General features: G+C 56.3%; 19 protein-coding genes and 1 tRNA gene. 12 read left to right on the plus strand and 8 right to left on the minus strand.

Annotated features, from left to right (window positions below):
• Positions 1-82 precede the first annotated feature (82 nt).
• Positions 83-1,108, plus strand: a complete 1,026-nt coding sequence (locus RPE78_RS06785; protein WP_406721595.1) for a toll/interleukin-1 receptor domain-containing protein — start codon at positions 83-85, stop codon at positions 1,106-1,108.
• Between the two features lie 194 nt (positions 1,109-1,302).
• On the opposite strand, the gene RPE78_RS06790 is transcribed toward RPE78_RS06785, so the two are convergent.
• Positions 1,303-2,577 (minus strand): HEPN/Toprim-associated domain-containing protein, encoded by a 1,275-nt coding sequence (locus tag RPE78_RS06790; protein ID WP_406721596.1) that lies wholly within the window; start codon positions 2,575-2,577, stop codon positions 1,303-1,305.
• A 399-nt stretch (positions 2,578-2,976) separates the two neighbouring features.
• On the opposite strand from RPE78_RS06790, the gene RPE78_RS06795 reads away from it, so the two are divergent.
• Complete coding sequence (locus tag RPE78_RS06795) at positions 2,977-3,801, plus strand: hypothetical protein (RefSeq protein WP_406721597.1); 825 nt, start codon at positions 2,977-2,979, stop codon at positions 3,799-3,801.
• A gap of 433 nt (positions 3,802-4,234) precedes the next feature.
• Here RPE78_RS06795 and RPE78_RS06800 read toward each other — a convergent pair whose 3' ends face one another.
• The gene (locus RPE78_RS06800) at positions 4,235-4,711 is read right to left on the minus strand and encodes a hypothetical protein (RefSeq protein ID WP_406721598.1); all 477 of its coding nucleotides are present in this window, start codon (positions 4,709-4,711) and stop codon (positions 4,235-4,237) included.
• A 622-nt stretch (positions 4,712-5,333) separates the two neighbouring features.
• On the opposite strand from RPE78_RS06800, the gene RPE78_RS06805 reads away from it, so the two are divergent.
• The 5 genes from RPE78_RS06805 (at position 5,334) to RPE78_RS06825 (ending at position 12,158) form a co-directional block, all read left to right on the plus strand.
• Positions 5,334-7,127: an SIR2 family protein gene (locus RPE78_RS06805; RefSeq protein WP_406721599.1), complete on the plus strand. Its 1,794-nt coding sequence runs from the start codon at positions 5,334-5,336 to the stop codon at positions 7,125-7,127.
• Positions 7,127-8,575 carry an argonaute/piwi family protein gene (locus RPE78_RS06810; protein ID WP_406721601.1) on the plus strand — a complete coding sequence of 483 codons (1,449 nt, stop codon included), beginning with the start codon at positions 7,127-7,129 and terminating at the stop codon, positions 8,573-8,575. Before RPE78_RS06805 ends, RPE78_RS06810 begins: the two co-directional genes overlap by 1 nt.
• 822 nt (positions 8,576-9,397) lie before the next feature.
• Complete coding sequence (locus RPE78_RS06815) at positions 9,398-10,375, plus strand: multiprotein-bridging factor 1 family protein (RefSeq protein WP_406721602.1); 978 nt, start codon at positions 9,398-9,400, stop codon at positions 10,373-10,375.
• Positions 10,376-10,667: 292 nt separating this feature from the next.
• The gene (locus tag RPE78_RS06820) at positions 10,668-11,168 is read left to right on the plus strand and encodes a hypothetical protein (RefSeq protein ID WP_406721603.1); all 501 of its coding nucleotides are present in this window, start codon (positions 10,668-10,670) and stop codon (positions 11,166-11,168) included.
• A 384-nt stretch (positions 11,169-11,552) separates the two neighbouring features.
• A complete protein-coding gene (locus RPE78_RS06825) occupies positions 11,553-12,158 on the plus strand; it encodes a hypothetical protein (protein WP_406721604.1) in 606 nt (201 codons plus the stop codon).
• Between the two features lie 201 nt (positions 12,159-12,359).
• Here RPE78_RS06825 and RPE78_RS06830 read toward each other — a convergent pair whose 3' ends face one another.
• The 3 genes from RPE78_RS06830 to RPE78_RS06840 form a co-directional block, all read right to left on the minus strand.
• Positions 12,360-13,277 (minus strand): hypothetical protein, encoded by a 918-nt coding sequence (locus RPE78_RS06830; protein WP_406721606.1) that lies wholly within the window; start codon positions 13,275-13,277, stop codon positions 12,360-12,362.
• Positions 13,274-13,834: a DUF6932 family protein gene (locus tag RPE78_RS06835; RefSeq protein ID WP_406721607.1), complete on the minus strand. Its 561-nt coding sequence runs from the start codon at positions 13,832-13,834 to the stop codon at positions 13,274-13,276. Before RPE78_RS06835 ends, RPE78_RS06830 begins: the two co-directional genes overlap by 4 nt.
• A 361-nt stretch (positions 13,835-14,195) precedes the next feature.
• On the minus strand, positions 14,196-15,581 hold the full coding sequence (locus RPE78_RS06840) for an IS1182 family transposase (RefSeq protein ID WP_406721608.1): 1,386 nt from the start codon (positions 15,579-15,581) through the stop codon (positions 14,196-14,198).
• 197 nt (positions 15,582-15,778) lie between these two features.
• On the opposite strand from RPE78_RS06840, the gene RPE78_RS06845 reads away from it, so the two are divergent.
• Entirely contained in the window at positions 15,779-17,662 is a 1,884-nt protein-coding gene (locus RPE78_RS06845) for a TniQ family protein (protein ID WP_406720138.1), read from the plus strand.
• 140 nt (positions 17,663-17,802) lie between these two features.
• On the opposite strand, the gene RPE78_RS06850 is transcribed toward RPE78_RS06845, so the two are convergent.
• Positions 17,803-17,879: transfer RNA gene (locus tag RPE78_RS06850), tRNA-Arg, on the minus strand.
• 304 nt (positions 17,880-18,183) lie between these two features.
• On the opposite strand from RPE78_RS06850, the gene RPE78_RS06855 reads away from it, so the two are divergent.
• The gene (locus RPE78_RS06855) at positions 18,184-19,215 is read left to right on the plus strand and encodes a LacI family DNA-binding transcriptional regulator (protein ID WP_406720139.1); all 1,032 of its coding nucleotides are present in this window, start codon (positions 18,184-18,186) and stop codon (positions 19,213-19,215) included.
• Here the strand turns inward: RPE78_RS06855 and RPE78_RS06860 are convergent, their stop codons facing one another.
• Together RPE78_RS06860 and RPE78_RS06865 are read right to left on the minus strand one after the other, a co-directional pair.
• Positions 19,216-19,800 (minus strand): hypothetical protein, encoded by a 585-nt coding sequence (locus tag RPE78_RS06860; RefSeq protein WP_339108739.1) that lies wholly within the window; start codon positions 19,798-19,800, stop codon positions 19,216-19,218.
• Complete coding sequence (locus tag RPE78_RS06865; RefSeq protein ID WP_339108740.1) at positions 19,797-20,762, minus strand: glycosyltransferase family 8 protein; 966 nt, start codon at positions 20,760-20,762, stop codon at positions 19,797-19,799. The genes RPE78_RS06860 and RPE78_RS06865 overlap by 4 nt, the downstream gene beginning before the upstream one ends.
• Before the next feature lie 285 nt (positions 20,763-21,047).
• Here RPE78_RS06865 and RPE78_RS06870 point away from each other — a divergent pair, with 285 nt between their 5' ends.
• The 3 genes from RPE78_RS06870 (at position 21,048) to RPE78_RS06880 (ending at position 24,742) form a co-directional block, all read left to right on the plus strand.
• Positions 21,048-21,599, plus strand: coding sequence for a hypothetical protein (locus RPE78_RS06870; RefSeq protein WP_339108741.1), 552 nt, complete (start codon positions 21,048-21,050; stop codon positions 21,597-21,599).
• Between the two features lie 87 nt (positions 21,600-21,686).
• The gene (gene ahcY / locus RPE78_RS06875) at positions 21,687-23,072 is read left to right on the plus strand and encodes an adenosylhomocysteinase (RefSeq protein ID WP_339108742.1); all 1,386 of its coding nucleotides are present in this window, start codon (positions 21,687-21,689) and stop codon (positions 23,070-23,072) included.
• Positions 23,073-23,242: 170 nt separating this feature from the next.
• Positions 23,243-24,742 (plus strand): DUF2125 domain-containing protein, encoded by a 1,500-nt coding sequence (locus RPE78_RS06880; protein ID WP_339108743.1) that lies wholly within the window; start codon positions 23,243-23,245, stop codon positions 24,740-24,742.
• The last annotated feature ends 37 nt before the right edge of the window (positions 24,743-24,779 follow it).

The raw sequence follows: 24,779 nt of genomic DNA on the forward strand, positions 1-24,779 counted from the left end.
TGACGTTTGATAGTAGCTGAAGAAACCTGACACGCGGCAACCCAGTCTCTCATTCATTTAGAAGGCGATTCTAAAATTGGTAATGTCCAAAAAACCCAAGATCTTCCTTAGTCATGCGGCAGCTGATGAATCTCTCGTTGAGGCCTTCGAAACCGTGCTTGCCAAGTCACTTGGCGTAACATCCGCAGACATTTTTTGTTCCAGTCTCGAAGGGCAGGGCGTAACCAAGGGGGGCAACTTTGTTGATGAAATCCGTACCAAGGCCGCCGGCGCTAAAGGGGTAGTCGCCCTCATTTCGCCATCATATTTAGATAGCCCATTTTGCATGGCAGAGCTCGGCGCAGCATGGGTGCTCGGAACACACAGACTTCCGATAATCGTCCCCCCTAACTCGTTCCGCGAAATGCAAGCGACTCTTCTCGGAATCGTGGGGGTGAAAATCGACAATGAGGACGCACTTGCACAGGGGTTCGAGGACCTTTCGGCAGCTACTGGAATCCCTCTACCCACTTCTGCTGTCCGTTCGAGGGCAATGCGAGAGTTTCAGAGAAAATGGAGCACTTTGAAGAGCGATATCCCGCTTGCAAGTAGGGTGTCTTCCGAAGTGTACTCCACCGCCATACAAGAAAGAAATGATGCAGTGGAGGCGAGAGATACCGCCGAGGAATTGCTTTCGAAGGCGGAGGAACAGATCGCCGCATTGCGGAAGGTTAAAGACGCTACTGCCGTAAGAAAAATTGATGCAGATTTTGACGATTCAGGTTGGGAAGAGCGACTTGAAGATGAGCTCTCGGCAATAAGAGATTTGCATGCTGAGCTCGGTGGTAGAGAAATCGTCAGACTATTGATCCTCGACTGTCTTGGTAAGGAGGTAAGGCCTGATTTTAAATACTATTCCGAAGAGGCACAAAGAGCAGTTGAACTCGATGTGTATGATGATGAGGGGAAAAAATGGAACTATGGGCACCCAGACGTGATGGAACTTAGAAAGCACGTCGAAACTGTCCAAGACATTTTTGTCGAATTTCCAGAAGCCGCCAAGGGTCTTCGTTCGCAGGGAATGAAGTGTGATCCGAACAATATTAGATTTTGGGAGGAGCAAGTGTAGGAATTTCTGATACCTACACTTGGCGGTCACACGAAATCTAAGCCGAACGTTCGATAACCTGCGCACAGCCGCCGTTGAGCAGCTGATCATCGCGACATTCGAATTGGGCGCAGCGAAGGCTCCGTTTCTACTGCGAACACCTTTCAAGAGCCGACCTTCAAGGTGCTTGGATGACTTTGGATACATGCAAGAGGTTAGCCGGATGGCATCACCAAGGCGGCCTCCGCGACCAAGGAGTCCAGTAACTTTAGTAATTTCAACGTTTCGTACGACCCCTCTTTAAGTGCCTCGGGTGGCTGCTTGTCAAAGTGCTTTTGGTACGTTTCTTTGAATTCTAATGCTCCGTGCCAAGCATCAATATCCTTTTTATAGTTGCTCCAGCGAACTTGCGCAGGCGGCCGCTTTGGTAAATTCAGATCGAGATAGCACTCGATCGCCGCCGCGCGTCCGTTGATGTCAGTAACACTGACGCCCTCTGGGCCAAGCGCTGGAAACTGCCGGAATTCATCGAGGTTGGGCAGTAACATTGATCGCATATTAGGTGGTAGGTTGAGAGCATCGAGCTTCCGATAGGCATCCACACCCTCCGCATCATTGTCGAAAACGAAGAGCACTTTGTTGTGTATGTCGATACGGAGAAGCCCTTCTGCAAATTTGACGAGGTTGCCTGTTCCCCAAAAATGGTGTCGCTCGTCGACGTCTACGAAATTGAAAAAGTCAGCGACATCAGCGCGCAAGATTTCGAGGGCACGTTTTAGGATCCGAGCATCCGATGCCCCCTCTGTAGCGATTAGAACTTTCTGCTTCCGCCTCGCGCCCGGTTGAAAAAGGTCGCGCGGCTCCCAACCTGCATGGACCAGCGGACCAAACTCCCAAACGACATCGACACAAAGATTGGCGGGATTGAGCGCAAAAATCTGCAGCATCGATGATGCACTGAGAATAGCCACTTTCGCGCCGAAATAGCTTGTCTCGGACCAAAACATGTCGGAGCTTTCCGTCCAGGGTAGACGTTGGAAATCGTCGTCGGATGCCAGCTTTCCTTTGGCCCTTTCATCGTCGTCAAATTCGGCCTCATCTTTGAGGGTCGATAAAGGGTAGCGACAGGCCAGAGAACAGTATTCGTCAAAGGTCAGAAGGTTCGGCTCCTCCGGTGGGTTACTGTAAGAGGCGATTTCCTGCGCTTCGGCTATCACCGCTTCGTACTCTGCGCGTGCTGTCTCGATCGTAGATCCCAAAAGATGCAGGCGCGGCAATACCCGCGATAGAGGCCGGGCAAACACTTCCTCAAACTCATCGAGGTCTGCGGCCTCTTCAGGGTGATCTTCGTGGTACTCGTAGTTGATCCCATCCAACTTTCGGCACGTTGCGTCACCATCCTGAAACAGATAGCCGAAGTCTAAACCTATGTGATTCTTGGCGTAGGATAAGGAAACACCAGCTATTGTAAGTTGAATTTCAGTTCCCATTAGTCGAAGTTCTCCCCAAGCACATGTTCCTACTTGATCTGGTGCGCGTCTGTATCGTGCTACGCGTTGAAACTAAGAGGGCAATTACTCCTGGTAATCTCAAGATTTCATCCTGCCCTCTTTTGAATATCATGCAATTGAACAACCTTCTTCGAACCCGTTTTTAGACAAAAATCTGGCAGCCAAATGTTGACTTGCATTTATGCAGAGGAAGCGAAATTCCTGAACGTCTCTCGAACAGTGACGCATTCTGGCTAACCTTTCAGAAAACCTCGGATTTTTCCAGTAACCTTGCACCAATGTGCTGTCACCCCGAAGATTGATGCCAAAACATTTACAAATATTGCTAACCTGCGCACTGCCGACCTTGATCCCCCGCAGATGCTGCGCGATCAACGAATGACCGGTCTTGTGAAGCCGCACCGCCGCGATCGGCCAGGGACTGAACGGCAGGTGAGGGCCGGTCTTTTGCTGGCTGAGATTCTTGACTTGATAACATCTACTGAACACAGGTTAGACGGCTACAGGATGATTGAGAAATGCATAGAACGTATTGGAGAAAATTTTGCGAGGATTGTGCAGCCGACACTCGTGCCGATTTATGCGTCGAACGCGAAGGATCCCACTCTCCCTGACCAAGTAGGTAGCGGGTTCATCCTAAGCCATAATTCACGTCCGATGTTGGTCACGGCGAAACACACTTTGTTTGGACATGACGGAAAGGATGAAGCTGGTGAAAAGGCGTTTTATGCTGACGTAAATTGGGTCTATGTCGGCGACGTCAATAGTGAAGTTTACTTTGCGAAAGATCGCGATATTGCATGTTTCTATGCAGATCAGTTAGCTGGTCGCCCTTGCCTGGAGATATGCAATATTAGCACCACGCCTTCCTCGCCAATCACCATTGGTGGTTGGCTAGCCAGAGACTTCAAACGCCCAGGCGCAACTCTGCAACCTAAGCCCTACATATTTACCGGGACGTCCGAAGAAATAGCCGATGGTTTGATTAGTCTACAATATCGACGAAGCAAGGTAAAATCTATCAACAGTGAAATGCTTCAAACTGCGCCAATCCCACGAGGCCTGTCTGGCGGACCTATGTTGAACAGCGCGAGACTGGCACTTGGGCAAGTGTCTTTGGTCGGTGTATTTACTGAACAAGACGGTGGCTCCGCGCGAGGCGAACCGTCAGAAGCGCTGAAACAACTTCTTGCGAGTACGTGACCTTGAGAAATTTGCTGTTGCGAAGCATTCAATCAGGTTTAGCAGGTCCCGGTTGGGCTTTACCACAAAGCTCTAACAGGCCGCAGAAATTGGTGACGACCTTGTTGCAGCAACCTTACCAATCAAACTGCGACCAGGGGCCTATTGTGCGACTTCAGTCTATCTCGAAACCACATCTCTCATGATCGTTGTTCGAAGGTTTAAGCTCCAATAGTGCTCACCTTCCGCTTCAGGAGAGCAGGCATCGGCATAGCGGCAGCGAACCGGCGCATTGTCCGCGCTGCGCACCTTGGGCTGTCAGTCGATGCTGCACGATGCCGCCGATGTCCGGTATGGGTAAGCTGCTCCGCAGCGAAGCCCAACTTGGCGAATGTCTGGAGATGGCCGTCCGCGATTCGATGGCCTGAGGATCTTCCGTGATACGTTGAGCACGCTAATGGAACTGGACTGCGTAGCTCCAAGTGTCATCCGATGAATGTGCTCCCGCAAGAAAGTGGATCAGGTGGCGCCCTGCTTCGAGAAACTCCCTTGTTCGATCATGTGTGAAAGGTGCCGAGAGCTGAGCCTTGTTTCCGTGTGCAACATTGTTCCGAAGCTGAGCATAGCTACGCCCCAACAATATCTGCCAAGACGAAACTTCGATTTCATCACTGTCCCATTTCAACCCGCCACCTTCTTTAGCTAACAGAAGTTGAGGCGTCGTTTCTTTGAAGAGCTGAAACCCCGATCCTGCGAAATCAAATCCGCTGAAAGGATGCTTGACTTCCAATGATTGACCGATCCGGTCCCAGTCGATGCCCCTAACCACCCGTGTCTTTCCATCCACATGGGCAAAGGTTTGGTCGAGATTGACCAAAAAGAACTCTAACTTGGCAGCCAAAAGCATGAAATTCGCGATTTCTTCGTCCAAATCAGCCTCCCACATATTCTCGCCAGGCTACAGCTAAAGCTTGTTCGATGACAACTCTGTCTTGTCATTTGGTATTTGTCCGCTTTTGGGAAGCTGCACCGCAGCTTTCGTTTCCCATGCCAAGGTCCGGTTTGGGCCGGACGCGTAGGTTTTCAGTCCGAAACGAAGGGCGGTTTCCGGAACTTCGCCGCAGGTTCGTACACGCCCGTCACTGTCCGTGTTAGCTGCCATTGAGGCAGGCTGTCATGCGCGACCACAGGCTCGTCGAAACGAAGAGCGCCCAGCAGACTGAGGCGAAAGCAGAAATTCATGCCCAAGGAGCCTCGAAAAGTGATGACACATGCAACGTCAGAGTCGACTCGGCGAGTATCTCATAGGCTGAAAAAACGCTTCACCTCGCGTGATAGGGCGGGCGATACTAGAGCATATTCGCGTAAAGTCTTGCGCGTGCGTTTACGAGATGAAACGATGATCTGATTGCATTAACACGGCATTATTCAAAACTTCGAATATCCACAAAACCTCTACAGCCCGGACATCGTCATAGGAGATTCAAATCAGTTCTGTCCCGAAAATTAGCGCTGCACAATTTGCGACCGCTTTCGATCTCAGGCCAAACCTCGTGGCATGGTTTCTTGGTGCCGGCGCATCGGCTGCCTCCGGTATTCCGACTGGCTATGCAATGATACGGGATTTCAAGGCTCAGATATTTTGCCGCGAAACTAACCTGTCAAGGCGCGAGATCGACACCGCTGACCCGATCTGGATCGAAAGGATCAATGCCTTCTTCCGGCAAAGCTCACTTTTGCCGCCTGACGGTGATCCTACGGAATACTCCAAGGCCTTCGAAGCGGTATATCCATTGGCTCGGCACCGCCGACAGTACATTGACGATGCGATCTCGAAGGGGTCTCCCTGTTTTGGACATAAGGTGCTTGGCAGTCTAATGGCTGCAGGTAAGGTTGATAACGTTTTCACCACCAACTTCGATCCGCTCATCGAGGAGTCGGCGCATTCGGCAAATGCGATCCTGCCGACAGACAGCCAGAATCGCCCGACCGTAGCTGCGATCGATTCCGCCGACCGCGCCATGCGGTGCCTAAATGAATCGGACTGGCCGTTGGTCGCCAAGCTCCATGGTGATTACCAGTCAATTGCGATCAAAAACACGGGGTCGGAACTGGAGGAACAAGACGCCCGGATGCGGCATGTGCTGGTGGAATCCGCCAAGCGCTTCGGAATGATCTTCGTCGGCTATAGCGGACGCGATAATTCGATCATGGAGGCATTGAACACGGTTCTCGAAGCGCCTTCGCCATTCCCGAACGGACTGTACTGGCTCACCTCATCAGCTTCGCGATTACTGCCCGCAGTGACAGAATTCTTAGAGCGCGCCGGGGCGGCTGGCGTGGACGTGGCCGTCGTTGAATGCGCCACTTTCGACGAACTGGCTGCCGACATCATCAAGGTAACCGATTTACCCAAACCGCTTCTTGATCGTGTAATGGAAGGACGACCTACGCCGCGTCTCGTACCCGTTCAGGTTCCGAATACCAAAGCCCGCCCATTCCCGGTGCTGCGCTATTCGGCAATTCTGCTCCAATCGATGCCGACCGCAGCCAGGCGCATCAGGTTGAGCCAACCGACAACATCGGCAGAGATGCGCGCGATCTTCAAGGCAAAGAGATGTCGGGCGACGGGGGCCGCTTTGGGGCGTGATTTGGCGGTGTTCGGGCGCGACCACGAAATCCTGGATGCCTTGGCTCCCCTGGGTCCGTCGCTCGCTGGAATGATAGACATGGATCCGGTCGCTGATAGCTGGGCGATGGGATTGATCTACGACACGCTCGTGCGATCTCTCGCCCGGCAGCGCCCGCTCATCCCTCGCTACAGGCGTTCAGGCCATTCACTCGTCGTTGCAGGACCGCGCGAAGGCGATGATCCTGATCGAACGCAGCGTCAGCAACAAACCTTATCCCGATTACGCGACGCCTACGGCACGAGCCTGTTTGGCACAGTGCCCAAGCTTGGCCTGCCTTTTCAGGAGGGTGTTCACCTCAAGCTGGAACAGGTTGATGGCAAGTGGTGGTGCGGCTTCGAGCCTTACACGTTCGTCCAGTTGCCCCGACAAGACCCTCCACAAGCGGACGGTGCGGCTGAAATGCGAAACCAGGCCGAGCGAAGAGTTGATCCTGCCGGTGACTGGCGCCGAGAACGATGGGCTCGGCGGTATAATAAAAATTGGGCCAGCATTATTGGTGCTTGGGCCCAGCTTCTGACCGAGACGGGCGGCACACTTCGAAGCGCTTTCGGACTCGAAGATGGCGCTGGCATTGATGCCGTGTTCAAGGTGTCACCCGTCACAGGGTTTAGCCGACCGTCGCATCATCACAAATACTTCGACAGGAGCAAATGATGGCGAACCCAGCCCTCACCGAGCTACCGCCATTCACGCTCTTGGATGAGCCGGACCTGTTGTTTTCGCCATCCGACGCCACTCAGGTCAATATCCATCCATTGCGCGGCCTCCTGAACTTCGGGCCATATTCGAAAGGATCGTTCAGCGGATACACTCCCCGCGTTCGCATCGCAACCGTTGGCCCGGAAAGCGCTTTTCATCGTCGTGGCGAACTGATGAAGCTGTTGCGCGGCGTCCATCGGCCTTCCGACAGATTAGAATATGTGCCGGAGTATCCCGGTTTCGAACGCCTGTTCCGCGTATCGCTCGATCCCGCGCCAGCGAGTGCGCATATCAAGTGGCCCGAACACCTCGACCAGTTCCCAGGTGACGGCAACGCACAGCAGCGCCTATATTTCGCAATGGAGGCCGCGCTCCGCCGCCTCGACGCCGTTCGCAACGATTTCGACGTTGTGTTGGTCCATTTTCCCGACAACTGGGACACGGCGACACGCGGAAGGTTCTTTGACGCGCACGACGTGCTGAAAGCTCTGGGCGCCAAGTATAATATTCCGACCCAGGTTTTGAACGATCGGGTCTTCAACTTCAGCTTTAAGGCCTCGCTCGCGTGGCGTCTTTCAACCGCTCTGTATGTGAAGGCTGCAGGCACGCCATGGAAGCTCGCGCCGCTGAAAGGTGTGCCGGCGGACACCGCCTACATCGGATTGGCATATGCCCTGCGCGGTGACCAACAAGACGCCCACTATGTAACCTGCTGCTCTCAAGTGTTCGACATGGACGGTGGCGGCATGCAGTTCGTCGCGTTCGAGGCGAGAGACCCTGTGGCCGACGTGGTCGAAGCCCGCCGGAACCCTTTTCTAAGTCGTGACGACATGCGCGCGGTCCTCGCCCGAAGCTTGGAGCTCTACCAAGGGCGCAATGGCGGCAACCTACCAAAACGCATGGTCATTCACAAAACGACCGCGTTCAAGGAAGCTGAAATCGAGGGCGCTTTCGATGCGCTTACCGGTGTAGCGGAAATAGAGTGCGTCGAGGTCAGCTCGGCGTCGTGCTGGCGCGGCGTCTGGCTCATCAAGTCGGGCGTAGAGAAACCACCGTCAAAACCTTCGGGGTTTCCCGTGCCGCGCGGGACGATGGTGATCCGCACGGGCAATTCTGCCTTGGTATGGGTGGCGGGCAATGCTCCCGATGTCTCAAACAAAGGCGATTACTATCAGGGTAAGAAGAGTATTCCCCGGCCGCTACAATTGATCCGTCATGCCGGCAGCGGACCACTTGAACACACAGCCCATGAGGCGTTGGCCCTCACGAAGATGGATTGGAATAACGATGCCCTCTACGACCCAGTACCCGTTAGCATTCGTTATTCGCAGAAACTGGCCCGCACAATAGCGAACGTTCAGGACCTGCCTCGGAGTGTTTATCCTTATCGCTTGTTCATGTGAGAAGGTTTCTACAGAGCAGAAATGAACGGAAGCAATGGAGTTTATTTGGCGCTGGTTGACTGAAACATTCTAGCTTGTCGGAGGTAGTTTTGTCCGTATTGCGATCCTTCCAGCACCTGGTCGTGGTTCGCAATATTTCGAGTGACCGCATTGGGAACCTGCGCCGCAGCGATGGCCAATCAAGCGAACGGCAGCAGTGGGCCGATCGCGTCGATAGGGTGACGCGGCCCTTGTGATGGCGCCGCCGCGCCGCCGCATGACCGCTTTGAGCCCAGACTACCACATACAGCTATTGCAGCTTTCGCAGATGCAGAAATATGGCATCGGTAATTTCGGCCCTTCGCGGACCTTGAAGATGCTGGCCGTCTCTGCGGTGCAACTTCTCAGAAGCGGTCGTTCGTGATGTTTCGGAGAAATTTCAGACAGGCCGCAGAGCGAAGTGTGTATTTATGGCCCCTTTGAGTTCACTGCACGAAAGCCGTTTTTCAGAAATGGCGCTGCGAGGGAGGCCTTTGAGGTCTTTCGACAGAGCCGCAGAATGTTTGAATAACCCCTACGAGAGGTTCGACTGGTCTCAGGACCGCCGGTGAACTTGTTATAAGCCATGCGGCCGAGCCTGATGGGGCGCACGAACTGTTCCTTGGGGAACACTGCTTAAACGCGCCCTCCACGCTCCTGTCATCACTCAATGACCATTTATGTCCAAATAGTGGCCTCAAATATCGCATGGCGCGTCGCGCACTTCGGTCAAATGTCCAAATATGGAATATTGAAAGAATTGACATTAAAGCCGAACTTGGTATTCAGCAAAAGGAGTTATACATGCAAATCAAACCAAAGCGCGTCAGAACCCTACGCGAGAACAAGGGGTGGTCTCCGGAAACACTTGCAGAACGGACAAGCAAGCTGAAAGGGGAAGATGGCCGGTCGCTCGCGGTAAGTGCGAAGACGATCCGGCGCCTTGAGGGAGGCCAAAAACATAGGCCCCGCGCAAACACCTTGTGTGGCCTCGCCAAAGCACTTGGTGTCGAGAGGGGCGTCCTAACCGGCGACCAGCCAATGCCAGATGAGCGGAGACCCGAGAACAGCAAGCCTTCCGTCCAGATCGCCGCCCTCATCCGCCCGCGGTATCGTCTTGCCTACGCACTGACGAAGCAACGCTATGGCGTACCCGCTTCGGCTCTCATCGAGATGGCACCACTGCTTTTCACACTCTTGGCCGAGGGTAGCCTGCGTCGGCGGAGGGAGCTTCTGGCCCGGGCGCGTGAAGCCATCGCAGTGCTGAATGGTCAGCACGACGCGGCAGGCCGCCTGGCCTATGGGTTGGCCGCGTATCGAGCGGAAGACATCGCCGATGGCGAAGAAGCCTCTATTGAGGCAAGTGATGTGTTCGGCCGAATGATCCCGGAAGGATCTTACGACGCCTCAGCAGACCCGGACGCGACCAACCCATTCGCCGACTACCTGAAGCACCTGTCCGACGACCTCGACGCAACTGCGAGAGTCGAGGTTGAGGAAGGCACTGCGTGGGCTGACGCGCCGGATGGCTTCCCAGCATATGCTGTTTGCCGCACGGACCTCGACCGTATCGTCGCCTCTTCGCCGCGCGCTCGGTTCGGGCTGGAGCAAGGGCATGTGCGCCTGGCCGATATGCCCGACGAACTGCTGGCCGACCACGCCACAGCGGAACGGGTACGATGGATCGAAGAGCGCGTGCCCGAGGAAGAGTGGGTTGAATGGACGGCGATGATCGCGTCGATTGACCTTGACCAATCTTCAGATGTCGGAGCGGTCCAATGAACGCGTTCGAACTTACACGCCATGCGGCGGCCCGCATAAGACAGAGAGGCATACGTGACGAAGACGTAGCCGTCATTGTCGTCCATGGTACTCAAATCGGCGCAGATACCTACGTTCTACGTGGACAGGACGTCGCGGGGCAGATCGCGAAATACAAAAAGGAAATCGCGCGGCTGGAACGGTTTCGGGACCATAAAGTCGTGATGGAAGGGAGCGCAGTAGTGACCTGTTGTCGCCTCCATGGGCATGGCTGGAAGCAGCTTCGCAAGAGTGGGAAGGAAGGAGTGCAACAATGAAAAACTTGAACCACATGACGGTCGTGCTGCCAGAGGCTACCGTCGTCGCGCTCGCGCGGCATGCCCGGCCCGGCGAGCCACTCGTTGATGTTATCGGGCGGCTCGTTTGCCCCCAAGACAAAGTTGATGCTCCAATGCCCTTGCCGGTACAGCGAACGCAGGGCCGCTATACGGTCTCGGTTCTGGGACACGAACAGCCGTGCGCAACTCTCTCCGACGCCCTGACCTGCGCGCTCACGGCGCTGGCAGACCTTGACGACACCTTTCTTCATAAGTTGAGCAAAGGTGCCGGACGGACCAGGCCCTATGTGACCACGAGCCGCGATCGCGTCCACCCAGGGCGTTCCGATCTCAACAAACAATACACACGCGAACTCTGGCCCGGCGCAGGGTGGTGGATCAGCACCAACAGCTCCAAGGCCGATGTAACGCGTATCCTAAGCGCCTCATGCGACGTAGCCGGGCTCAAGTTCGGCCGCGACGTAGTCTTCTCGTGACGACAAGATTCTGATGATCACTCCCCTTAGACCGACCCTTGCTTACTAAACACACGGAAGGCGCTAGTCGCCGGAGTACTTGTCGGAATCTGCTGAAGGGGTGAGAGACGCTTCCAGCGCAAGCAATTTGGCAGCACAGGTCAGTAACGGGCTGGAGGCGGACTTGCGGCAACCAGCAACCTGAGCCCGGATCGACCCATGCGAGTCGCCGGTCCCGGCCCAAAGGAGACATCTGTCCCGCGCCTCTCTGCTGCAGCGCAGACTCACCAGAGCCGACGTTGGTGGGGTGGCCCGGTGTGGTTTTTTTTGGGTAGCTGCGTTAGGTAAAACGGAGCTTGGGGCAGTCAAGAGGTCTTCATATAGTAAGGCAATAGAGAGGTTGGAATGATTGAACCAGATATTCAGTTGCTTAATTCGAAACTATCTAAGCTCCAAAAGGCAGTCAGCGAAAGGCGTTCTCGATCCTATTGCCTTTCCAAATGGAGTGATTTCGTGCGCTATCGTGACGGCCAAAGGTGTGTCGACTGTCATGAAGTGAATGGATTGGCAGCTCATCACATTTTCAGAAAAGTGATAGCTAGTCCGGCACAGTTTGATCCAGGCAATGGGATCACACTATGTAGGCAGTGTCACAAAGAATGTCACGAATATTTCAACCGCCGCCCGAATATGTCTCTGCCAATAGATGCAGAAGGGGGTGAAAAGCTAGAAGTGATGGAAAGATTATATTGTATTTTGTACCAAGATTCCGTCGAACGTGACTTAGCGCATGAGCCATTTTATTCGCTAAGCGCCATCGTGATTTCGATGCTGAAAAAAATGCATGGCTATTCAGCAAACTCCCATTTTCCAGGCTCATCACTTCAGCAAGCTTTTATGATCCTAGCGACTTGCGAGAAGCAAACAAGAGATGCACTCCTGGCAGCTAACGGATTTTCAGTTGGAGCGGAGCCAATCCTGCCTGGCACTATGCAAACTTTTCTAAAGTAGAGCCATCGGCCCTTTGCAGTCATTCGTTTCTGGCGAAGGAAATGACCGGTCCCGGCCTCGAGCAGACTTCGGACGTGGTAGCGCGTAGAGGAAGGCTGCGCCATGACCACAACGAAATCATAAAGCCTCCACCACAGAATCCGTTTCCCTGACCAGGGCCACTACCCTAACCCCCCGACTCGCTTTCTTCTAGTCGCCACTTCAAGCACCCAAGTCATCAAGCGAAATAAGCGTGTAGCGCGGGCGACCCTGACCAACCTGAACGACATTAAATTTCACACGCGTCGGTTTATGAAGCCATTCACGATTGAGAACGTCTGGATCTTCGATATCTGGCCCCAAACGACCGCGAATAATTCCGGAGCCGTCAGAAACGGCAAATTCAAAGTTCCGCCCTTGAGGTAGGAACCCTTGAAATTCCCCGAAATACGCCTCTTCAGTTTCCGAAATATTTTCCTTTCGCAGCCTTTCCTCTGAGCTCTTCAGCTCTTCAAGGCTACTATATTTGAAATAGCTATCTCGGAACTCCAATCCGCACCATGCCCCCTTTTTTGAGATTTCAGACAAGAAATTTGCGACTTTTCGGACCGCTCGTGGGTGTATTTCTTCCACAATGTCCGAGATATCATCGTCAGTTCCTTTAGCGGAAACACGAAGTAACTCCTTGAAAATCTCGACAGCACCACCGGCGCTCGCTCTTTCTTCAAAGAACTCACCTTGCAGGTTCGGGAGTTCCATTTCAAATCCGAAAGAGCCAGTGGCCATCCCTGTAATCATTAGAGGGGTGCTAGCCTTGTCCGGAATGGGACCGGAATACTTCAGCGACCCCTTTAGCCCAGCGATGATGGCTGAGAATGCGTCGACGAATGCGGAAGAGGCGCTGCCAGCGAAATCAGCTGAAATGGCAGTGCTCCCACGGACGGGCTCCCCCCGAAAGGTCAAAGATAGTCTTTCGGGCTCTTGGAGGCGACCCGGAAGCTGCTCCAACTCTTCGTTTAGCTCTTTAAGGCGAGATTCTAGGCCGAAGCGATCAATGACATTCTCGCTCGGTATTTTTTTGAGTATTGCTTGCACCTCACCGATTTCGGAAAGAAGCGCGTCCCTTCTTCTAATCGTCATGGTTGAAATCCTGAGCTCTTGACTGCCAGAAGGTTCATAGCCTGCACATCGTCAGTCGGAGCAAGATCAACCTCGGCATATCCTTTCCACATACCATCCCTACGGTGTGACCAAAGGCTGTACCAGTAACATACATCATGGATGTCAATCTGAGGAAGAACCCTTACGATATGGTCAACCTTGTAAGTGGCCTTGACAGCTGCGCGATCAATGTACGGAAAAAGCGTGGGCATGAAGGACTGCTGCGTTTCTCCGGCAGGTAGAAACGCATAGGTGACTACATCCACATCGTTCGGGGGCCTAGCCTCGGTGTCTTCAATGTGCTCAAGGAAACTCCCGTCGATCCACTGGAATCCCTGAGTGACGCCAATGGAATGCAGTCCTGCTCTCAGTTTTATTAACCCGTTGAGTATCTCAAGTCGTTCGGGGCTCAAGCAAAATCGGTCTGCAAATTCACTCAGCGAAACTCTATAAGGAGAACGGTCTTTTCCGGCTGGGTGAGCGCCGGGCCTAATGGGCGGCACAACTCCCGCCATATTCCAATCGGGGATAGACAATTTGATTTCCTAAATGAACTTAATGCAACATGTCTCGGCCGAGCCATGCTGATCTAAACACCACTTAAGCTTTCTAGCAAGCGAAGTCATTTCAACCTATTCGGCACGACAGTCCACGTTGGTGTTGACCAGATTGCGCACAGCCCCACACTCGCTCCGCTGCACCATACCACCGATATGTGGCCCCTCAGCGGGCTGGACGCTGAACAAGTTCTTCCATCCTAGATACGTCCGCTTCATGGGCATTGCTGTCATTCATCCAAAACGCAGCGAAAGTCCGCTCTCCGCCGATTCCGTGGAAAAACACCCATTCGCTGGCGCAGAATGTTGCGCCCAGATTGGAGCGCGGGCGCCTTTCCTGTCAGGCTTTTCGCGGTTGCTGCGGTGCAGGAAGGATCTTGGCCAGTTTCCGAAGGTTCTGGGCGGTTGCGGCGAGGAGGAATTCGTCATTCGCACCGCAGGGTCCACGTAATCGGAGCCGATTCAGGCCAAGGATCCTTTTAAGATGGGCAAAGAGCATCTCGACCTTCTTCCGCAGCTTCATCGAGATGACATATTGGTCCGTCTTCGCTATGTCCCGCGCGACCTGTCGAGCGTCTTCATGTTCCTCGCGGGTGATCGACCGGAAGTCCATGTTCGGGCAACAGCGCGCCTTTGAAGGGCAGGCCTGACAGGTGTGCTTCAGACAGCGGTATTTGGCGACGCCTTTACCTGTCGGCCCACGGTTCGGATCAGAATAGTTGCGGCGGAATTGCTTCAGTTCATGCCCCTCCGGGCAGATGTACTGGTTGTTTTCCGCGTCCCATTCGAATTCGGCCCGGGTCCAGGTCCCGTCATTGCGCCCTGACTTGTCGAAGACCGGGATGTGGGGTGCGATCTTGCGGTCGACCAGCCAGCCCAGCATTGGAGCGGTGCCGTAGGCGGTATCCGCGATCAGGCGTTCAGGGTGGAGGTCGAACCTGGCCTTCACGCGTTTCAGCATGGTCTTGGTTGAACCGACTTCGGCCTGCCGGATTGAGCGCGTGGCCTCAACATCCACGATGACACCATGGTCAGTGTCGATCAGGTAGTTGTCGGAATAGCTGAAAAATGCCGGTCCCTTACGGGCCGCAGTCCACTGGCTGGCCGGATCGGAATGGGACGTGAACTTTGGCTGAACCTCGCTGGCGGCACCAAATGCGGCCTCATCCAAAGTGTCCAGATACTCACGAACGGCCCTGGGCGCATCCGCGGGATCAATCGCTCCGGCGTCCCACTCATCCTTCGGCGTAGAGTTCTGCTTGTTGGCATCAGCTTCAATCAGGCTGGCATCAATAGCCATGCGCTGGCCACTGACCAGTCCCTCTGCGATACACCGTGCGACAGTCGTCTCGAAAAGATGCCGCAGTAACTCGCTGTCACGGAAACGGCCATGTCGGTTCTTTGAGAAGGTAGAGTGGTCAGGGACACGGTCGCTGAGGTCCAGGCGGCAGAACCACCGATACGCCAGGTTCAGATGCACCTCCTCGCACAGCCGCCGCTCTGACCGGATGCCGAAGCAATACCCTACCAGCAGCATTCGGATCAGCAGCTCTGGATCGACTGAGGGGCGCCCCGTGTGGCTGTAGAAATCGGCAAGGTAGGTTCGGATCCCGGAGAGGTCCACGAACCGATCAATGGAACGCAGCAGGTGGTTCTGCGGGACATGATCCTCCAGAGAAAACTCGTAGAACAGCGCCGGTTGCGCCTCCTGCCGCGGTCCCATCATCGCCGATCCTCCCGTCCCTTGCAGGAATTGAATCAGCCGATGGCCCTTCGATCAAGCACGAGTTTTTCAACAAAATACGCCCTTCTGGCAGAACCTCTCGCGATCGCGAGACAGATCGAGCTCCCTTTGGCGATCGTCTCTGGACCAGCCTGGCCTGTTCTCGCATGGTGTCCAAGACAAAATCGATATGGAATCCGATGCCTTTCTCCCTGCCTCTCCGTCCACTCCCGGCCCCGCGCGAAACGGTCCTATCCTTCCTTTCGCGTTTCGCCGCGATGAACGCCGCAACGATGAGCGACTTTTCCAACGATCTCGGCTATCAGATCCGCCGCTTTCTGGATCTGGAGACCGCTGCCCTTGATCGCCTGGCCGAAGCGGCAGGACTGGACCCTGCAATACGTGATGAACTTGCGTCCTGGACTGGCGTGCCTGTCGGTGACGTCAGGATGACCTTCAGAGGTGAAGTCTTTGTATCGCGCGCCCTGCGCAATCCGGTCATGCGAGGTTGCCCGTTGTGCCTGCAAGAAGATGCCCAAGCGACGCCCGGCCATCCGGAACGATCGATGGCGATGCGGGGCGACTGGCTGTTGCGGTCGGTCAATCTCTGCTGCCACCATCACCACCCTCTCGTGCCGCTTTGGGAAGTGGCTAGGCCTTCCAAGAGGTTCGACAGCGTGGCCCGGCTGCGGGATCTTGCCCCAGAGATCATGGCAGGGGCGTTCGATCGGCCCCGCTCTGAACCGACAGATTACGATCTCTGGCTGGATAACCGCCTCGAGACCGGCGAGGACCCGACCTGGCTGTCCGGGCACGGTGTATATGCCGCAACAACGATCTCCGCGCTCTTCGGGATGGCCCTGCTGCAACATCGCTCCCCCGAAGCAAGCCGTGGCGACAGACAAGAGGCAGAGGCTCATGCAGCCGGTTTCGCTGTGCTTTCGCAAGGAGAGGCGGCATTCCGTCAGGCCCTTCGGGACCTTGCCCGAAGCCGCGGCGGCACGCAGATCGCGCCACGGCAGACCTTCGGAAAGCTGTATGTCGCGCTCGATGACTATCTGACAGATGCAGCCTTTGATCCATTCCGCACAATGCTGCGGGATTGCATTCTCGAGACCTGGCCGATTGCCGCCGGCGAGCGCGTCCTGGGTGAGATGCTGCCAGCGCGGCGACTTCATACTTCCGGAACGGCGGCAAATGAGATCGGCGTCTCGACAAAACTGGTCGAGCAGATCCTGACCGACGCTGGGGGATTGCCGGCCACAGATCCGCGCCCACCTGCGCTGCGAACTTTCGATGTGGCCGAATATGCGTGGCTTCTGGCAGAGATCCCAGCGCTGGTTGGACGGGGCGACATGCTTGCGGCCATGGGCGCGACCGAGGCACAGCTTCGCACCCTACGGGAAGAGAACATCATTCGCCCACTGACCAGGCATCCTCGAGTCAAGGCGCCTTGGCGGCTCGCCGACGGGCTGGCACTGGTTGCGGAACTGCACGCCCTGATGCAACCCGATCCGCCGGCCGATGGCTCTGGCTGGGAGGGGCTCCAGTTCGCGAAACGGCGCACCGGCCTGCCGGTCGGCGCGATGCTGGATGCCATCAGGGAGGGGCGCATGAGGGTTGCGCGCGATCCCGGGCAATCGGGTTATCGGTCGTTCATGGTTCCGAAGGCCGAGGTCGACAGCATGACTGGGGCGCGCCCTCATGTCCGCCGTCGCGACGAAACGGCGGCGGCCGGGCAACCAGCCTCGGTCTTTGCGACCCGCATCGGCATGAGGCGCAAGGGCTGGTATCCGGCGCTGCATCAGGCCGGTCATGCCCCAGCATTCTGGAACCGGCACCCTGTGATTGGGCGGGCCGTACTTTATGTCTCTGAGGACGATACGACCAAATTCCACCGCCGATTCCTGACCCCTGCGACCATGCAGGATGAATTCGGCCTCCACCGCCAGACCTGCACCGCCAGGCTGCGCGCCGCCGGCGTCAGACCGTTCTCGCCTGACGGAGTGGACTTCGGTCCCCTTTATCTACGCCAAGAGGCCGAACCGGTGCTGCAAAGGGCGGTAGGTCTTGGCCAGAGCTGATCCCGCACGTCCCATTTGACCGCAGTATTCTGGCAACGGCAGCCAGATCGACGGCAGAATGCGGTGATCATTCAAAACCCGTCTTTTGTCGAAAAGACGGCCTTTGGATGTCGAACAACAATTGGCAAATCAGCGTAAAGTGGTGACCCCGACAGGATTTGAACCTGTAACCTGCCCCTTAGGAGGGGGCTGCTCTATCCAGTTGAGCCACGGGGCCCCGCAAGACTGACTTGGTCTTGAGGCAGGGTCTTGATGCCCACAAATGCTATCGGTTTCAAGCCTATTTGCTTTTCGCATCACAAATGATGGTCGCAAAATGAAAAGGGGAAGCGAATTGGCCCACCGCTTCCCCTTTGCCTTAGCGATCCCGCGATCGGAGTCTACACGCGGTCTTGCCTATGTCAGTCGGGGTTTTTCGGATTCTCGCCCCTTCTGTTATCGCTAACATAGCGCAGCGGTTGCACTTGCGCAAGACAAATAATTGACGCTAACAAGAATAAACAGCAGTCGAGGACATCATCGTGACCAAACCGCCCAATGATACACGCCGCCCGTTGACCCTGCGTGATGTGTCCGAGGCCTCCGGTGTCTCCGAGATGACGGTGAGCCGTGTGTTGCGCAACCGTGGAGATGTGTCGGCCACCACGCGCAGCAGGGTTCTGGAAGCCGCAAAGCAGCTTGGTTATGTGCCCAACAAGATTGCGGGGGCTCTGGCCTCGCAGCGCGTCAATCTGGTGGGGGTGATTATCCCGTCGCTTGGCAACCTTGTTTTTCCGGAGGTGCTGGCCGGAATTTCCGACGGGCTGGAGGGCAGTGGCTTGCAGCCCGTGGTCGGTGTGACCGATTATTCGCCTGAAAAGGAGGAGAGCGTTCTGTACGAGATGCTGTCCTGGCGTCCCTCGGGGGTGATCATCGCGGGGCTTGAACATAGCGAGGCCGCCCGCGCCATGCTGATCAATGCGGGTATTCCTGTGGTCGAGATCATGGATGCCGATGGCGAGGGCGTGGATTCGGTCGTGGGGATCTCGCATCGTCGTGCGGGCTTGCAGATGGCCGAAGCCATCGTGACGGCGGGATATAAGCGGATCGGCTTCTTGGGGTCCAAAATGCCGGAAGACCATCGCGCGCGGAAGCGTTTCGAAGGGTTCAAGGAAGGGCTTGCCGCAGCGGGATTGTCGATTGCCGATGAGGAATTCTATGGCGGTGGATCGGCGCTGGCGAAGGGACGCGAGATGACCCAGACGATCCTGACCCGTTCTCCCGATCTCGATTTTCTCTATTACTCGAACGATATGATCGGGGCAGGGGGGATGCTGTGGTGTCTGGATACTGGCTATGATGTGCCCAACCAGATCGGGATGGCGGGGTTTAACGGATTGCGGTTGCTGGATGGATTCTCGCGGCGCTTGGCCACGATGGATTCCTGCCGCCGCGAGATCGGGCTCAAGGCGGCAGAGATTATCGCCGGTGTGCCGCATAGCGGGATGATCGGGGGCGAGAAGCTGGTATTGGAGCCGGTGCTGCAGATGGGCGACACCATTCGTAAGGTCTGATCAGAGCGCCTCTAGCAATCTGGCGTGGCGCGCGACAAAGGCTGTGCGTGTCTCGCGCGGGGGGCGTAGCTGGATTTCCAGCCGCGCCGCGAGATCGGCATCGACCCTGCCGAAGATCTTGTCGGCCTCTGTGGCGGAGAAACCTGCGATCCGTTCGGCCTCAAGGCGCGCCGAGACGATATCGGCGCGCTTGATCTGGCGTTTGAGCTGCTGGCTGATCTGTGCCGGCAATCCGAAGCGTAGATGGATCGCGGCCGTCAGGCGCGCATCCAGAACGCCATAATCCTGCCCGATGGCCGCCTTGACGGGGGAAATCATGTCGCCCAGGACATATTCGGGGGCATCATGCAGCAGCGCTGCCAGGCGCGATCTGGCTGTCGCTTTGGGATAGAGAAGGCCGAAGATTTCCTCGACCAGAATGGAATGCTCGGCGACGGAATAGGCCCAGTCACCGATGGTCTGCCCGTTCCAGCGCGCCACGAAAGATAGCCCGTGGGCGATATCCTCGATTTCGATATCCATAGGCGTCGGGTCCAGCAGATCCAGCCTGCGGCCAGACAGCATGCGTTGCCATGCGCGTTTCATTTGATCACCGTCAGATCGGTCGGGAAGCGGCCCAGATAGCGCCCGATGGCCTTTGACGAGAGGAGGTGCTTGATCAGCATCTTCCGCATCCTGACACCATCGGGGGGCAGTTGGGAGTGCGGGATATGGCAGTCCGGATGGTCGGGGAAATGCGCGCGGATGAAACGGCTGTAATGCAGACGGAAGCGGGGAGGGAATTGTCCGTCCGTGTCTTTCCAGGGTTTCGAATTGCCGATGAAATGGATCACATGCGGGCCCTGTACGTCGCAAAAGAACCGCGCGGCCCAGCTATATTGCCAATTCCAGAACGGGCTTAGCTCGGCCCAGTTTCCTTGCAGCACCGAATTATACAGATTCTGGTCATGGCGGATCATGCGCGACGCTTCTTTGCGCCCGAGGTCCACGCATTTTTCCAGCAGGTTGCTGGCCATATAGTTATGGACATCCATCAGCAGGATGCCTGCATTGAAATAGGGGGCACTTGGCAGCCCGAGCCGTTTGAACTGCATCGCCCGCCGCGTGGGGGTGCGCCACTGGATGTTGTCCCGCACGGCGGCGAGCGGGCGGGGGCCCAGATCGCAGTCCATCAGGGCCGAGAAATCCCCGCTTTGCACGTAGATATCGGCATCCATGTAGAGAATGCGGTCGTACTCCTCGCGGAGTGCTTGCGGCAGGGCGAGCCGGAGATACACGTCATGGCTTTTGCCCGCATCCAGTCGCAGCCCTTCGAACATCGTGCCTATATCCACCTTCAGAAGACGGATGTTCAGATGTGACAGGCTTTCGGGAAGGCGCACAGGGCGTTCGTTGAAGGCGATGCAGATGTCGAAATCATGGCGCGGTGTCGATTGCAGGATCTGCTCTGCGGCGAGGCTTGCATAGGGAAGGTAGCCCGTGTCGCAGCAGAAAATAATCGCCTTTCGATGGGCAGCGGGGCGGCTGGCATTTACCTTGATGGTCATAATTTCTCCCGCATGAAAGGTGACGCAAGCGTCTCTTAACCGATTCGAAATCTGTCAGGCGCAATTCTGGGGCGAGTGCTACGACCCGGCTTTGCACCACAAGATCGACGCGGATTTATCAGATTTAGGCGGCCTATGAAAAGGCTTGATCCAATACCGTTTACGGTCCTTGGCAGGGCGCTGTTATGCCTGCAGCCCCGTCAGATAAGCGCGAAATCGGTGAAACGGGAACAAAGGGCGGTCGGGGCGCGTTGAGGGATCGAACAGGACATAAGGAGGAACATCATGCGCCTCGGCCCAAAGAAAGTTGCGACGATCACTGCTGTTACGGCCCTTGCGGTTGCGCTGCCGGTTACAGTTGCCATGTCAAAGGTGGATAACTTTGACGGGTTCGAGATGGATGTTCCTGAAATCGGCCTTGCGGCGGCGCAGGCGGACCCTGTCGCCGCTCCGCAAACGGTTTCTTATGACGGAGATATGGGGCGCCCGATGGACGAGCCGATGGGGCCGATCTATGGCAACGGCGATCTGTCGATGTTTGATGAAATCCAGCAGATCGGCGATGATCAGGCCACCAATGTCCCTTATTGTGACAAACCGGCGGCCCTGACCCGGACGCTTGACCATGATTTCGCCGAGAAGAAACGGATGCAGCGCGAGATCGGGGACCACCGTTCGATCGAGTTCTGGGCCTCGGATATCATGGGCACGTGGACGGCGGTCTATAACCGTGCGGATGGCGTTGCCTGTGTTCTGTCCTCCGGTATGGGCTGGGAGCGTGGTGATAGCCCTGTCGCTATGCTGGAAAACGCAGAAATCCTTCCCGTTAAGGGATAAGACACTACGTTAAATGGCTCGTCAGAATTGCCCAGAACGCAGGGGGATGCTAGGTAATCCCCCAGCAAGGGTAAACGGGAGCCGAGCATGGCTGATTACGTAATCAAAGACATCGCGCTTGCGGCTTACGGTCGCAAGGAACTGGACATCGCCGAAACCGAGATGCCGGGGCTGATGGCCTGCCGCACCGAGTTCGGCGCATCCAAGCCTCTGGCCGGTGCGCGCATCGTTGGTTCGCTGCATATGACGATCCAGACCGCTGTTCTCATCGAGACGCTGGTGGCGCTTGGGGCGGATGTGCGTTGGGCGTCGTGCAATATCTTCTCGACCCAAGATCACGCTGCCGCGGCGATTGCCGAAGCAGGTGTTCCGGTCTTTGCCGTGAAGGGCCAGTCGCTGGAAGAGCATTGGGACTATCTCGACCGTTCGTTCCAGTTCCCCGAGGGCGCGAATATGATCCTCGACGATGGCGGCGATGCCACCCTTTACGTTCTGCTGGGCGCACGTGCCGAAGCGGGCGAGGATATCATCCCCGTGCCGCAATCCGAAGAAGAGGCCGTGATCAAGGCGCAGATCAAGAAGCGCATGGAGCAAAGCCCCGGTTGGTTCACCAAGACCCGCGACGCGATCAAGGGCGTTTCGGAAGAGACCACCACCGGCGTGCACCGCCTCTATGATCTGCATAAGAAGGGCCAGCTGCCGTTCCCCGCGATCAATGTCAACGACTCCGTCACCAAGTCGAAATTCGACAACAAATACGGCTGTAAGGAATCGCTGGTCGACGGTATCCGCCGCGCGACCGACGTGATGATGGCCGGTAAGGTTGCGGTTGTCTGCGGTTATGGCGATGTGGGTAAAGGCTCGGCGGCCTCGCTTCGCGGCGCAGGTGCCCGTGTGAAGGTCACCGAAGTCGACCCGATCTGCGCGCTTCAGGCGGCAATGGATGGCTTTGAAGTCGTGCGTCTGGAAGATGTCATCTCGGATGTGGATATCGTCATCACCACCACCGGCAATAAGGACATCGTCCGTATCGAGCATATGCGCGAGATGAAGGATATGGCGATTCTTGGCAATATCGGTCACTTCGATAATGAGATTCAGGTCGCGGCGCTGAAGAACCACAAGTGGACCAACATCAAGGATCAGGTGGATATGATCGAGATGCCCTCGGGCGCGCGCATCATTCTGCTGTCCGAAGGTCGTCTGCTGAACCTCGGCAATGCCACCGGTCACCCGTCCTTCGTGATGTCGGCCTCCTTCACCAATCAGGTGCTGGCGCAGATCGAACTCTGGACCAAGGGCGAAGATTACCAGCCGGGCGTCTACATCCTGCCCAAGGCACTGGACGAGAAAGTGGCCCGCCTGCATCTGGACCGTATCGGTGTGAAACTGACCGAACTGCGCCCCGATCAGGCCGAATATATCGGCGTCACGGTCGAAGGCCCCTATAAGCCGGAACATTACCGCTACTGATTTGACGGTCATCCGTTCTGATAAAGCCCCGGCCCGCGCCGGGGCTTTGTTTTTTGCACAGGGTTTTCGTCAAAAGCATGGAAAGATGATCTTCGGGGGCGCGGCGCGGGGTTGACGCGGCGGGCGGCAAAAAGGATTGTGTGCCAAATTTCGTTAAAGGGGGCTTTTGTATGGCTCGTATTACTGGGGTGGCCGTCACGGCGACCTGTCTGGCAATGATCGGGACGGCAGGGTTTGCAGATGTCACGGCGCAGGATGTCTGGACCAATGTGCAGGATCTGTATCGCGGGATGGGGTTCGAGGTTTCGGCTCAATCCGTCACGCCGAATGGCAAGGGCCTGACCGTTCAGGGCGTGACGCTGACGCGCGAGGCACCGGGCAGCGACAAGGTGACATCCGCCAACAGTTTCACGGTCTCAAAGCTCGATTTTATCGAGATGGGCGACGGGCGTGTGCGTGTGGATATCGGCAAGGATATCAAAGGCGATAGCAAGACGGTGCTCGAGGGGAAGCCGGTTGTGACGGCGGCCTCCGATTTCCGCGTGAAGGGGGCCGATGTGGTGGCCTCGGGCGTGCCGCAGAATGTGCATTACGATCTGCGGATTGATGATCTGCAGATGGATCTCAAGCAGACCGTGCATCAGGACGAGGCCGATTTCCCGACCGTTGTGACCCTTGGCCTGACCGGTATGAAGGGCGATTTCAATAACGACCTGCGCGCGGGCACCAAGCAAAGCGGCACCTATCACATCGATCAGGGCACTCTGAACGGGAAGGGCAGCGATCCGGCTGGCGGCAGCTTTGTCGTGGCTGGGGCGCTCAGCGATATTTCTACCGACATGTCCACGACCCTGCCGGAGGGCGTCACGCTTGACGGCAAGATGGCCGCCTATAGCACCCCGGGCGTGGAAAGCCGCCTGTTCAGCAAGGTCGGCCCGATGTCGCTGAATTTCGATGCGCAATCGGAAGATGGCGACGCCAGCATCCAGTTCAAGGCGGAGCATGGCGATCAGAAAATCGACATGAAAGACGGCATGGTTTTCTACCATGCCAACGGCAATGCCATCAAAATGAACGTCAAGGCACCGAATATGCCGATCGAGGCTTCTTTCGCGCTTGATCATGCGCAAAGCGGTGCGGATTTCCCGATCGCGGCGGGCAAGGATCCCAAACCCTTCGGGCTGGATCTGGGCCTTTCCGGTCTGACGCTGAGCGATCAGGTCTGGACCATGCTCGACCCGCAAGGCAAGCTGCCGCATGATCCTGCCCATCTCGACCTCAAGCTGTCGGGCCATGCCCTGGTCAATCAGGACATCTTCTCGGAAGATTTCGCAACGCTTCCCGGCGCGCCGGGCGAGTTGCGGGATATGAACCTCGATACCCTGCATCTGAATGCGGTCGGGGTGGATCTGCAAGGGAAAGGCGCGGTAACGTTTGACAGTGCGGCGGGGATTCCGTGGCCGGTGGGCAAAGTGCATCTGGCGCTGAGCGGGGCCAAGGGGCTGATGTCGAAACTGACCGATATGGGGCTTTTGCCGCAGGATCAGGCGATGTTTGCCCAGATGATCCTCGGGCTATATGCAAAACCAACCGGTGACGATGCGATGGAAACCGATCTGGAATTTACCGAAGATGGGCAAATTCTGGCAAATGGCCAGCGTATCCAGTAAGAGCATGAGAAATCGTGTGAGTCGCCCGGTCCGTGCC

Source organism: Thioclava litoralis (genome assembly GCF_045278885.1).
In the GTDB taxonomy this organism is placed as follows: Bacteria; Pseudomonadota; Alphaproteobacteria; order Rhodobacterales; family Rhodobacteraceae; genus Thioclava; species Thioclava litoralis.

Bases quoted from the DNA above. Each gene is read 5' to 3' on its own strand.
- RPE78_RS06785 (WP_406721595.1), top strand. From the start codon at position 83: ATGTCCAAAAAACCCAAGATCTTCCTTAGTCATGCGGCAGCTGATGAA.
- RPE78_RS06790 (WP_406721596.1), bottom strand. From the start codon at position 2,577: ATGGGAACTGAAATTCAACTTACAATAGCTGGTGTTTCCTTATCCTAC.
- RPE78_RS06795 (WP_406721597.1), top strand. From the start codon at position 2,977: ATGACCGGTCTTGTGAAGCCGCACCGCCGCGATCGGCCAGGGACTGAA.
- RPE78_RS06810 (WP_406721601.1), top strand. From the start codon at position 7,127: ATGGCGAACCCAGCCCTCACCGAGCTACCGCCATTCACGCTCTTGGAT.
- RPE78_RS06815 (WP_406721602.1), top strand. From the start codon at position 9,398: ATGCAAATCAAACCAAAGCGCGTCAGAACCCTACGCGAGAACAAGGGG.
- RPE78_RS06820 (WP_406721603.1), top strand. From the start codon at position 10,668: ATGAAAAACTTGAACCACATGACGGTCGTGCTGCCAGAGGCTACCGTC.
- RPE78_RS06825 (WP_406721604.1), top strand. From the start codon at position 11,553: ATGATTGAACCAGATATTCAGTTGCTTAATTCGAAACTATCTAAGCTC.
- RPE78_RS06830 (WP_406721606.1), bottom strand. From the start codon at position 13,277: ATGACGATTAGAAGAAGGGACGCGCTTCTTTCCGAAATCGGTGAGGTG.
- RPE78_RS06840 (WP_406721608.1), bottom strand. From the start codon at position 15,581: ATGATGGGACCGCGGCAGGAGGCGCAACCGGCGCTGTTCTACGAGTTT.
- RPE78_RS06845 (WP_406720138.1), top strand. From the start codon at position 15,779: ATGCCTTTCTCCCTGCCTCTCCGTCCACTCCCGGCCCCGCGCGAAACG.
- RPE78_RS06860 (WP_339108739.1), bottom strand. From the start codon at position 19,800: ATGAAACGCGCATGGCAACGCATGCTGTCTGGCCGCAGGCTGGATCTG.
- RPE78_RS06865 (WP_339108740.1), bottom strand. From the start codon at position 20,762: ATGACCATCAAGGTAAATGCCAGCCGCCCCGCTGCCCATCGAAAGGCG.
- RPE78_RS06870 (WP_339108741.1), top strand. From the start codon at position 21,048: ATGCGCCTCGGCCCAAAGAAAGTTGCGACGATCACTGCTGTTACGGCC.
- ahcY (WP_339108742.1), top strand. From the start codon at position 21,687: ATGGCTGATTACGTAATCAAAGACATCGCGCTTGCGGCTTACGGTCGC.
- RPE78_RS06880 (WP_339108743.1), top strand. From the start codon at position 23,243: ATGGCTCGTATTACTGGGGTGGCCGTCACGGCGACCTGTCTGGCAATG.